The sequence below is a fragment of the Nocardiopsis protaetiae genome (assembly GCF_045446735.1).
Lineage (GTDB): Bacteria > Actinomycetota > Actinomycetes > Streptosporangiales > Streptosporangiaceae > Nocardiopsis > Nocardiopsis protaetiae.
Genome location: NZ_JBJJBV010000232.1, coordinates 1 through 10,629 on the forward strand (window position 1 = coordinate 1; position 10,629 = coordinate 10,629).

A 10,629-nucleotide genomic window follows, 5' to 3' on the forward strand; every position below is an offset into this window, starting at 1 on the left:
CCCGCACCGTCGACTCCCCCACCGCGAGTGCGGACACCTTCCCACCCGCCGACCCCGGAACGGACCACCGGACGCCGGGCACGACCTCCCACACGAACGGCCGCGCGGGTCAGCCCGCACCGTCGACTCCCCCACCGCGAGTGTGGGCAACCTTCCCACCCGCCGACGCCGGGCGCGGCCTCCCGCACAAGCGGCCCCGCGGGCCCGCCCACACCGTCGACTCCCCCACCGCGAGTGTGGTCACCTTCCCACCCGCCGACCCCGGAACGGGTCAGGGGCGCTGGAGCGCGAGGGCGCCCGTGGTGAGCACTCTCGTCAGGTCGCGGATCGCCTCGGTGAACTCGATGCGCATCACCGCCAGGGCCGGGTCGGCGGCGTAGGCCTGCTTCATGGCCTCCGAGGGCTGGGAGTGCACCCAGGAGGCCGCCGCGTTCAGCAGGACGCCCCCGGCCAGCCGGACCGCGGTGGCCTCGTCCAGTTCGGGCACGCGGAGGCGGAGCAGGTCCGCGAACGCCGTGACGTCGCCGAGGGAGGCGCGCTTGTAGCGCGCCGCGACCTCGGGGGAGATGTTCTTCTCCAGCACCGCGGCCTGTTCGCCGTGCAGGTCGCAGAAGGTCGCGTGCGCGGTGAACGCGGCGGCGACCACCTCCGCCAGGTCGGCGACGCGCTCGTCGAGCGGGCCCTCCGGCGGGCGCCCGGCCAGGCGCTCCCCCAGGTCGGACAGCCACGCCTTGCGCTCGCGGTCGAGGAGTTCGAGGAAGATCGCCTCCCGCGACTCGAAGTAGCGCAGCACGTTGGACTTGGCCAGGCCGACCCGGCGGCTGATCTCGTTCAGGCTCACCTTGGCCACGGGCATCTCGTCGAGCATGGCCGCGGCCGTGTCGAGGACCGCCCGGCGGCGGGCCTCCCGCTGTTCTTCGCTGCGCGCACGTTGGAACTCCGTCACAGGGGCGATGGTACAAGCGCCCCGTGCTTGATTAGAGACCATCGGTCTGTTAAGTTCCCATCCATAGGAGACCACCGGTCTTTTATGTGCCTCCCGTTGGAGGGGCATGACATTCGTTCGAGGGGGCGACCATGGAGAAGAACGACCTGTGCCTGGTGACCGGGGCATCCGGCTACCTGGCCTCGTGGCTGGTCAAGGACCTGTTGGAGGCCGGGTACCGGGTGCGCGGCACCGTGCGCCGGGCCGACGACTCCGAACGCAACCGGACCCTGCGGGAGCTGCTGCCCGGCGTCGAGCTGGTGGCCGCCGACCTTCGCTCGCCCGACGGGTGGGACGAGGCGGTCGACGGGGTGCGGTGGGTCTTCCACGTCGCCAGCCCCCAGGCCGTGGCGACGGAGAAGAACCGCACCGAGGGCGCGGTCGCCGGGACCGAGTACCTGGTGCGCGCGGCCCTGGGCTCGCCGAGCGTGCGCAAGATCGTCCTGACCGGCTCGGTGGCGGCGGTCGCCTACGGCACGGACAAGCGCCGCTACGACGAGGACGACTGGACCGACCTCGACGGCCCGGCCGGGAAGATGGACTACTTCCGGAGCAAGACCCTGGCCGAGCGCAAGGCCTGGGAGCTCGTCGACGACCCGCAGGCGAACCCGCGCGGGGTCCCGCTGGCCACCGTCAACCCGGGCTTCATCCTGGGCCCGACCCTGGTGCCCTGGGGGCGGTACAGCATGCAGGCGCTCCAGGACCAGGCCGAGGGGCGGTCCCCGCTCCTGGACATGGAGATGGACGCGGTCGACGTCCGCGACTGCGCCCGCATGCACATCGCCGTCATGGCGGACCCCGCCGCGGACGGGCGGCGGCACCTGGCGATGTCCATGAAGGCCACGGCGCAGGAGCAGGCGGAGCTCATCTCCTCCGTCACGGGCCCGCTGGGGATGAAGCCCGTCCGGGTGGGCCTGCGCCGGCCGGCCCTGTGGTTCGCCAAGATCTTCATGAGCGACGCCGGGGCCATCTACGACAAGGTCGGCCGACAGATCACGTACGCCACGAAGTACCCGGACGTCTACACGTACCGGTACACGGACCTGCGCGCCTCGCTCCAGGAGACCTTCGACCGCATGGTCGAACTCGGCTGGATCGGGCCCGCCGACCGGGACCGACCCCCGGCCGCCCCCTGAGAAGACGGAAGGCCGCGGAGGAACCGGAATCCGACGCGATCGGCGGCGGTCCGGCGCCCATGCCCGTCCCCGGGGCCGACAGCACCGCGCCGGAGACCCGGGGCGCGAGCGTCAACGGCTGCTGACGGCGCGCCGCGCGGCGTCCGGCGCGGGGGCACGGTGGGACCCAGAGTGCGGAGGGTTCCGGCAGGCCGTCGAAAGGACCCGTCCCATGGGCGTCCCCCGCATCTTCTCGATCCGCGAGGCCCATCACCGCATCCTCAACCCGCTGCGCCCGGAGAAGCCGGCGGCGCTGGGCGCCGCGCTGCGGCCGCCCGCCGGCGGAACGGTGCTGGACCTGGCCTGCGGCAAGGGCGAGCTGCTGTGCACCTGGGCGCGCGACCACGGGGGTGCGCGGGGTGGGCGTGGACCTCGACCCGCCGTTCGTGGCGGCCGCCCGGGCGCGGGCCCGGGAACTGCGGGTGTCCCACGCGGTGGAGTTCGTGGAGGGCGACGCCTCCGGGCACGTCTCCCCCGAACCCGTGGACCTGGCGTCCTGCTGCGGCGCCACCTGGATCGGCGGCGGGGTCACCGGCACGGTCCGGCTGCTGGAGCGCAGCCTGCGCCCCGGCGGGATCATGCTCATCGGCGAACCGTACTGGCGGCGCGTCCCCGAGGACGACGCGGCGGTGGCGGGCGGCGCCGCGTCCTCCCGCGAGGATTTCCTGCCGCTGTGGGACCTGGTCGGGGTGTTCCGCGAGGCCGGGTACGACCCGGTGGAGATGGTGCCGTCCGACCAGGACGACTGGGACCGGTACGTGGCCGCGCACTGGCCGTCCATGCGCCGCTGGCTGGACGCCCACCCCGACGACGAGCTCGCCGCCCGGGTGCGCCACGAGCCGGACACCGGGCCCGAGCGGTACCTGCGCTATCAGCGCGAGTACCCGGGCTGGGGCGTGTTCGCCCTGATGCGCCGCTGACCGGGCCGCCCCCGGCGGACGGCGGCCACGGCGGCGCAGGCCAGGGCGGCACAGGCCAGGGCGGCCGCGGGGCCGGGGTCAGCCCCGGGCGGCGGGGATGACGCTGCCGCCGAACTCCTCCTCGATGAACGCCGCGGTCTCGGCCGAGGTGAGCAGTTCCACCAGGGTGGCGATGCGCGGGTCGTCGGCGTTGTCGGCGCGGGCGGCCAGGACGTTCACGTACGGGTTGTCGTCGAAGGCCTCCAGGAGGATGGAGTCCTCCTCGAAGTCCAGCCCCGCCTCCTGGGCGTAGTTGTTGTTGACGATGGCCGCGTCCACGTCGTCCAGCGAGCGGGGCAGCTGGGCCGCCTCGACCTCGCGGAACACCAGGTCCTTGGGGTTGTCCTCGATGTCGTTCAGGGAGAACGTGGCGGCGTCGGCGTCCTCGGCCAGGGTGATGAGGCCGCCCTCCTGGAGCAGGAGCAGGGCGCGGAACTCGTTGGTGGGGTCGTTGGGCAGCGCGACCTCGGCGCCCTCGGGCAGGTCCTCGACGGCGTCGACCTCGTAGGAGTACAGGCCCAGCGGCGGCAGGTAGACCTGCTCGACGGCGACCAGGTCGGTGCCGTTGCCCTCGTTGTACTCCAGCAGGAACGGCTCGTGCTGGTACAGGTTGACGTCCAGCTGGCCCTCGGCCAGGGCGGCGTTGGGGGCGATGTAGTCGGAGTACTCGACGATCTCCAGGTCCAGCCCGGCGTCCTGGGCGAGTTCGGCGTCGATGAACTTGAGGATGTCGCCCGCGGGGACCGCGGTGGCGCCGACGGTGAGGACCTCGGTGCCCTCCGCGGGGGCGGCCGCGTTCTCGGAGGGGGCGCCGCAGGCGGCCACCGCCAGGACGGCGGCTGCGGTGGGGACGGCGAGGGTGAGGCGGCGCATCGTCGGGGTCCTTTGCACGGGGATGGGCGGCGGGGTGGTGCCACCCGGGCATTTCCTAGTTACCCGACCTTAAAACAGGATTAGCCGATGCCGCGACCATGCGCAGGGGTCTGTGACAAACCGCACGAACCAGGACTTTTCCGACACCTCCAGGCTACCCGCCCGGTCAGACGGCCTCCCGCCGCTGGAGGTAGGAGAACGCCCCCCACCCCGGCAGCACCGGGAACCAGAACGTGAGCACCCGGAACAGCAGCACCGCGGGCAGCGCCACCGCCGCCGGGATCCCCGCCACCGCGGTCAGCCCGCCGATGAGCGCGGCCTCCACCGCGCCCAGCCCGCCCGGGGTGGGCGCGGCCGAGCCGATCGCGTTCCCGGCCAGGAACACCACGGCCACCGCCACCAGGCTCACTTGCGCGACGTCCGGGGCGAACGCCAGCACCGAGAAGTACAGGCACAGCACGAACGCCACCGTCAGCAGCACCGTCCCGCCCAGCCCCATCGCCAGGGAGGCGGGCCGCTGCAGGGTGTCCAGCAGCCGGGGCAGCACCCCGCGCAGGTAGGGGCGCACCCGGTCCGCGATCGCCCGGCGCAGCCGCGGCAGTAGCAGCACCGCGGCGGCGAGCACGGTGACGGCGATCGCGATGGACACCACCGTCGGGGAGGGTGTGAACCCGGTCCAGTACGAGGTCCCGGTCAGGTACGCGCACACCAGCAGCAGCGGTACGTGCACCAGCAGCCCCACCAGCTGGCCCAGCCCGACCCCCGACAGCGCCAGCGGGGTGGACGCCCCCGACTTGATCGCGAACCGGGTGTTGATGGCGATCGACCCCAGCCCCGCCGGGGCGGCGATGCGCACGAACGACGCCGCGTACTGCACCAGCACACTGCGCCACCAGGGCAGCTTGACCGGCACGAACCCGATGAGCACCATCGCCGCCGCCACCATGCACACGGTGGCCATCGCGAACGCGGCCAGCGCCCACCCCGGGTCGGCCCGGCCGACGGCGCTCAGGTCCACGCCGGTGAGCTGGTAGAGCAGGACCAGGCCGACCACGGTGGCGACGATGACGCTGACCACGGTGCGCGGCCGCATCCGCTCCACCCGCGCCGGCTCGGCCGGGGCCTCGGGGGCGACCTCGACCACCGCCTCGCGCAGCCGGCCGATGAGCCCCTTGCGGGCGCGCAGCGCGCGGCGCAGCGGGTAGGGCAGGCCGGGCGGTTGCAGGAACGGCAGGATCGCGGCGGTGGCGGGCACCCCCAGGGCGCGCACGGCGGAGGCGACGGCGCGCTCGGCGCCGACCCGGGTGGCCAGCAGGGCGACCAGGGCGGCGTCGTCCAGGGCGACGGTCAGGGGCGGGGCGGCCACCGAGCCGCGACCGACCCCGGTGAACACGACCCCGCCGGACACGTCCGTTCCCACGGTGCCCCCGTGCAGGTCGCCGTGGGCGATGCGGTGCCGGTGCAGCCGCCCCAGCGCCGCCCAGCAGCGGTCGAGCAGGTCGTCGGTGAACTCCTCCTCGGCGAGGTCGTCCAGGGTGCGGACCTCGGGCAGTTCGCGGACCAGCAGGACGGTGCCGGGGCGGGGCTCGCCGACGGCCAGCACCCGGGGGGCGGCCACCCCGGCGTCGCGCACGGCGTGGGCCATGAGCGCGGCGTGCTCGGCGCGGCGGCGCACCCCGTAGAGCATGCGGGGGGCGAAGGGTCCGCGCAGCAGCAGCAGGTCGCGCAACCGCCGCCAAAACCCGGCGGTGTTCTCCGAGCCCAGCACGACCGCCTCGGCCCGGCCGCCGTCGGCGAGTTCGACGAGGTGGCGGGGGTCGCCCTCGGCGTCGGTCCCGGCGGGGGTCACGGCGACCGGTTCCAGGCCGAACCGTGACAGTTCGGCGCGCAGCGAACCGTTGGCGGGGGGCGGGGTGCCGGCGCCGACGGCGTAGCCGAGCAGCCCGGCGCAGGTCACGCCGACGATGACGGTGAGCAGCAGGGCGGGCAGGCTGGTGACCCCGGCCAGCAGGGCGCAGGCGGCGGCCGTCGCGGTGGCGGCCCACAGCAGGGAGCGCACCCGCGGCTGCCCGGTCGGCATGGTGAGGAGGTAGGCCAGGGCGGCGGCCACGTAGCCCAGGGTGGCGCCGGTGAACAGGTCGCCGGGGGCGCCGGGCAGCGCCGGGGGGACCCGGTCGGGGCCGATGAACGTGTACAGGACCGCGTTGACCAGGGAGGTGAGCGCGTAGGCGGTAACGGCGGCCGCACCGGACCGCAGCAGGTCGCGGAAGGCCCCGGCGAAGAGGGTGACCAGGACCGAGGAGCAGACCAGCAGGATGAGGGCGAGGTTGGCGCCCAGCGCGGCGACGAACAGCGGCCCGGCGGGCAGCAGGGCGCGCAGGGCGTCGGGGCCTGCCTGGCCGTCGGTGAACGACCGGACGGCGAGCAGGATCACCGCGATCACGCACAGTCCGCCGATCCCCACGAAGAGGTCGACGGGTCTGCGCGGGGCGCGCACGGCGGTGGGACCGGGGGGCGAGGTCTCCGTAGCGGTTGTCGTCACCCCACCAGCCTGCCCGACCGCAGGAGTGTTCGAGCACCGGTGCGGGGGCGTTTCGCGGGGTCGGTTCGGCGTTCCCGGGTCGGTTCCGGGCACACGAACGGGGACGCCCGCCGGGCGTCCCCGTCATCGCCGCCGTTTCAGGCCGTGGCCGCTTCGGACCATGGGCGCTTCAGGGGCGGCACCGCTTCAGACCGGTGCGGCGTCAGGCCGTGGCCGCTTCGGACCATGGGCACTTCAGGGGCGGCACCGCTTCAGACCGATACAGCATCAGGCCGCGGCCGTTTCGGACCGGCACCTCAAGGCCGTGGCCGTTTCAGGCCGGCGGGGGCAGCAGCCCGCGCCGGTAGGCCGGGACCAGGTTGCGCGGTACGAGGTGGGTGCGCCCGCCCAGGGTGAGGGGCACCAGTTCGGGGGTCTTCGCCCGCCACTGCGAGCGGCGCGTGCGGGTGTTGGCGCGCGACATCCTGCGCTTGGGTACGGCCATCGTGGTCTTTTCCGTCCGTGTCGGCGGCGGGGCCGCGGCCCCGCCGTCAGTCGTTCCCGCCCGGTGCGGGTTACTTGCCGTAGCGGCGCTTGAAGCGCTCGACGCGGCCTGCGGTGTCCACGACACGGGCGTTGCCGGTGTAGAACGGGTGGCTCGCGCTGGAGATCTCGACGTCGATCACCGGGTAGGTGTTGCCGTCCTCCCAGTCGACGGTCTTGTCGCTGGTCCGGGTGGACCGGGTGAGGATGGCGAAGTCGCCCGCGCGGTCGCGGAAGACGACCGGACGGTACTCGGGGTGGATGCCCTTCTTCATGTGCGTGTGCCCTTTCCGGGGTCGGGGTGTGCGTGCGGTGGCGGCCGCGGTGTCAGCGCCGTATCAGCGCGGTGCTGGCCGTGTCAGCGCGGTGTCAGCGCTCTTCCCTGAAGTCGACGTGGCGGCGGACCACCGGGTCGTACTTGCGCAGGGTGAGGCGGTCGGGGTTGTTGCGCCGGTTCTTGCGGGTCACGTAGGTGTAGCCCGTCCCGGCCGTGGACTTGAGCTTGATGATGGGGCGGACGTCGTTGCGCGCCATGGGGCCTCTCCTTCGCCGGGGACTGTTGTGTCACTAAGAAGAGAATGATAACCGTTTTTATTTCCTCCAAGCGACGCGAGTCCCGCCTGCGGGCAATCGGTTACTCTTTGTGGTTATCTCATCACCATTGGCGATATTCGTCGCGCCCGCGACACACCCCCGGGAGGGGACCATGCCCGATCGCACCCGGCCGACCGCCGCGGACGCACCCGCCGTGACCCGGCGCAGCCTGCTGTGCTCCGCGGGCGCGGGCACCCTGGCCGCCGTCCTGGCGGGCCTGCCCGTCCCGGCCCTGGCCTCCCCCGGCAGCGCCCCCGACACCGGGGCCCCGGGCTTCGCCGAGGTGCCGGCGGCGCGCACCGACCGGGTCACCGTCCCGAGCGGGTACACCTCCCGCGTCCTGCTGCCCTGGGGCGCGCCGATCGCCCCGGGCGGCCCCGCCTGGCGGACCGACGCCGCGAACACCGCCGCCCAGGCCCGGCAGCAGGTCGGCACCGGGCACAGCGGCCTGCGCTACCTGCCGCTGGGCCCCTCCCGCAAGGGCACCCGCAACGGCCTGCTGGTGATCGGGCACGCCGTCCTGGACCCGGTGCTGCTGCACGCCGACGGCGGCCGCGCCGACACCGCCGAGCGCGCCGCCAAGGAGATCGCCTCCCTGGGGGCGACCGTGGTGCGGGTCGAGCTGGCCGAGGGGCGCTGGCGGATCGCCCGCGACGAGCTCAACCGGCGGGTCACCGCCGACACCCCCGTGGTGTTCTCCGGGCCGCTGGCCGGGAACGCCGCCCTGGACACCGGGGCCGAACCGCTGGGCACCACCGGCGGATCGGCGCACGCGGTCACCCCCTGGCACACCTACCTGACCGGGGAGGACACCTTCGCCGACGCCTTCGGAACCCGGGACCCCTCCTGGCGGCCGCAACCCGCCCACCAGGCCTACGGGCTGGCCGCGGACTCCGCCCGCGGCTGGCACCGGCACCTGGCCCGGTTCGACCTGGCCCGCACGCCCAAGGAGGCCGACCGGTTCGGCTGGGTGGTGGAGATCGACCCGTTCGACCCGCAGGGGCCGCCCGCCAAGCGCACCGCGCTGGGGCGGCTGGGGCACGCGGGACTGGCGTTCGCCCAGTCGCGAGGGCGCCCGGTGGTGTACATGACCGACACCGCCCACGTGTACAAGTTCGTCGCCGCCCGCCCCTGGGAGGAGGTGCGCCGTCCCGCGGCGAGCCCCCTGGACGAGGGCACCCTGTACGCGCTGCGGCTGGACGCGAACGGAACGGGGACCTGGCTGCCGCTGACCCACGGCCGCGCCGGGCTCACCGCCCGGGACGGGTTCGCCGACCAGGCCGCCGTGCTGCTCCGGGCCCGCCGGGCGGCCGCCGCCGTGGGGGCGACCGCGCTCCGGGGGCCGGGGCGCCCGACGGTCCACCCCGGCAGCGGGGAGGTGTACCTGCCCGAGGCCGACGGCGGGCGGCTGCTGGCCTGGACCGAGGGGGCGATGGACCACGCCGCCACCGTCCTGGCCTGGCGCGAGTTCGCCCGGGCGGGCGGGGGGTTCGCCGCACCGGGCGGGGTGTTCGCCGGGGCGGACGGGCGGCTGTGGATCACCACCGACGTCGCGCACCTGGACAGGGACGCCGGGCGCGAGCAGCTGGGCAACAGCGCCCTGCTGTGCGCCGACCCGCACAGCGGGAAGGTGCGCCGCTTCATGACCGGCCCGCGCGGCTGCGGGATCGTGGGCGTGGGCGCCACCCCGGACCAGCGCACCCTGTTCGTGGCGGTGCGCGGACCGGGCTCCGTCGACGCCCGCTGGGGCGAGCCCACCGCGGAGAACCCGCGGGCGGTCGGCAACTGGCCCGGCTTCGACCCCCGGGGCCGCCCTCGCTGCGCGGTCGTGGCCATCCGCAAGGACGACGGCGGCCCCGTCGGCTCCTGACCGGCAGGAGGCCGCCACCGGTACCGGCGGTGCCCCCGCTGCGCCGGAACATCGGTCGAAGCAACGGCGGCCGACCGTCCGACCCGCCCCCGGGCAGGCGACCGGCTGTGACGGCGCACCACCGCACCGGAACGGCGGCGACGGCATCGGCGGCCGGGCCCATGAACGGGCGACGGGCGGCGGCCACCGGTACCGCGAAGGCGGCGGGCGAGCGGAGGCGTCAGGCGTCGCCGGCGGGCAGGGCGCGCCAGTGCTGGCGGCCGTCCCGGTCGTGGACGACCAGGCCGTGTTCGGCCAGGGCGGCGCGGAGCTCGGCGGCGTCGGCGGTGTCCTTCTTCTCCAGGGCCGCCTGGCGGGTGCGCAGCAGCGCCTGGGTGTGCGCGTCCAGGTCGGGGGTGCCGTCCAGCCAGCGCCGGAACGCGTCGGCGTGCGGGTCGCCCTCGGACCAGGCGTAGCCGCGGGCCTCCAGGGCGGCGCGCAGCCGCTTGGGGGCGTGGTCGGTCGTGGCGCGCACCGCCTCGGCGGTGGCGGTGTCCAGGACCACCAGCTCCTTGCCGTCCAGGAAGGCGACCCCGAAGCGCTCGCGCGGAACCTCCGTGGTCTCCCCCGCGGCGGTGACGCGCACGGCGTCCTCGTCGGCCTCCACGGTGATGACCTCGTCGTAGGCCATGAGCGCCAGGAACGCCCCGGCCACCAGGCCGATGACCACCAGGACCAGGGTGAGGACCGGCCCGCTGATCCCTTCGAGCAGCTCCAGCCCGTCCCGGCCGGGGAGGAGGGGCAGGGCCAGGACCCAGGTCGGCAGGGCGAGCAGCCACCCCGGGAGCAGGGACAGCAGCCAGCCGGCGGCCGCGCCCAGCGGCGGGAGGACCCCCCAGACGAACAGGTGGTAGGCCGCGCCGTGGCGGACGACGGTGGGCGGTTCGGCGGGCTGGGCGGTCACGTTCCCTCTTTCCCGGGTGTTCACGGTGTCTCTCCTCGGCGGGGTCGGCGGCGGGTGGTCGGGCGGCCGTCGCGCAGCACCAGGGCGATGCGGCGCAGGGCGCCGGGGTCGGTGCGCGGGTCGCCGCGCACGACCAGCAGGTCGGCGGGGGCGCCGGGGGCGAGCG

Annotated in this window: 10 protein-coding genes; 3 read left to right on the plus strand and 7 right to left on the minus strand. The window is 74.8% G+C overall.

Translation table 11 applies throughout. The features are described from left to right. Nucleotides 1-271: 271 nt before the first annotated feature. On the minus strand, nucleotides 272-946 hold the full coding sequence (locus ACJOT3_RS26910) for a TetR/AcrR family transcriptional regulator (RefSeq protein ID WP_406975910.1): 675 nt from the start codon (nucleotides 944-946) through the stop codon (nucleotides 272-274). 131 nt (nucleotides 947-1,077) lie between these two features. On the opposite strand from ACJOT3_RS26910, the gene ACJOT3_RS26915 reads away from it, so the two are divergent. Next, nucleotides 1,078-2,121, plus strand: coding sequence for an NAD-dependent epimerase/dehydratase family protein (locus tag ACJOT3_RS26915; protein WP_406975911.1), 1,044 nt, complete (start codon nucleotides 1,078-1,080; stop codon nucleotides 2,119-2,121). A 398-nt stretch (nucleotides 2,122-2,519) separates the two neighbouring features. After that, nucleotides 2,520-3,080 carry a methyltransferase domain-containing protein gene (locus ACJOT3_RS26920; RefSeq protein WP_406975912.1) on the plus strand — a complete coding sequence of 187 codons (561 nt, stop codon included), beginning with the start codon at nucleotides 2,520-2,522 and terminating at the stop codon, nucleotides 3,078-3,080. Nucleotides 3,081-3,158: 78 nt separating this feature from the next. Here the strand turns inward: ACJOT3_RS26920 and ACJOT3_RS26925 are convergent, their stop codons facing one another. The 5 genes from ACJOT3_RS26925 to rpmG form a co-directional block, all read right to left on the minus strand. Further along, a complete protein-coding gene (locus ACJOT3_RS26925; RefSeq protein WP_406975913.1) occupies nucleotides 3,159-3,992 on the minus strand; it encodes a MetQ/NlpA family ABC transporter substrate-binding protein in 834 nt (277 codons plus the stop codon). A gap of 166 nt (nucleotides 3,993-4,158) precedes the next feature. Continuing rightward, a complete protein-coding gene (locus ACJOT3_RS26930; RefSeq protein ID WP_406975914.1) occupies nucleotides 4,159-6,534 on the minus strand; it encodes a lysylphosphatidylglycerol synthase domain-containing protein in 2,376 nt (791 codons plus the stop codon). 313 nt (nucleotides 6,535-6,847) lie between these two features. Beyond that, a complete protein-coding gene (gene rpmF, locus ACJOT3_RS26935) occupies nucleotides 6,848-7,018 on the minus strand; it encodes a 50S ribosomal protein L32 (RefSeq protein ID WP_406975915.1) in 171 nt (56 codons plus the stop codon). Between the two features lie 70 nt (nucleotides 7,019-7,088). After that, on the minus strand, nucleotides 7,089-7,331 hold the full coding sequence (locus ACJOT3_RS26940; RefSeq protein WP_406975916.1) for a type B 50S ribosomal protein L31: 243 nt from the start codon (nucleotides 7,329-7,331) through the stop codon (nucleotides 7,089-7,091). A gap of 94 nt (nucleotides 7,332-7,425) precedes the next feature. After that, complete coding sequence (gene rpmG, locus ACJOT3_RS26945) at nucleotides 7,426-7,590, minus strand: 50S ribosomal protein L33 (RefSeq protein ID WP_220562022.1); 165 nt, start codon at nucleotides 7,588-7,590, stop codon at nucleotides 7,426-7,428. Nucleotides 7,591-7,762: 172 nt separating this feature from the next. Between rpmG and ACJOT3_RS26950 the strand changes: the two genes are divergently transcribed. Next, complete coding sequence (locus tag ACJOT3_RS26950) at nucleotides 7,763-9,520, plus strand: PhoX family protein (protein WP_406975917.1); 1,758 nt, start codon at nucleotides 7,763-7,765, stop codon at nucleotides 9,518-9,520. Between the two features lie 220 nt (nucleotides 9,521-9,740). Here the strand turns inward: ACJOT3_RS26950 and ACJOT3_RS26955 are convergent, their stop codons facing one another. Then, complete coding sequence (locus ACJOT3_RS26955; protein ID WP_406975918.1) at nucleotides 9,741-10,463, minus strand: YqeB family protein; 723 nt, start codon at nucleotides 10,461-10,463, stop codon at nucleotides 9,741-9,743. Between the last annotated feature and the right edge of the window lie 166 nt (nucleotides 10,464-10,629).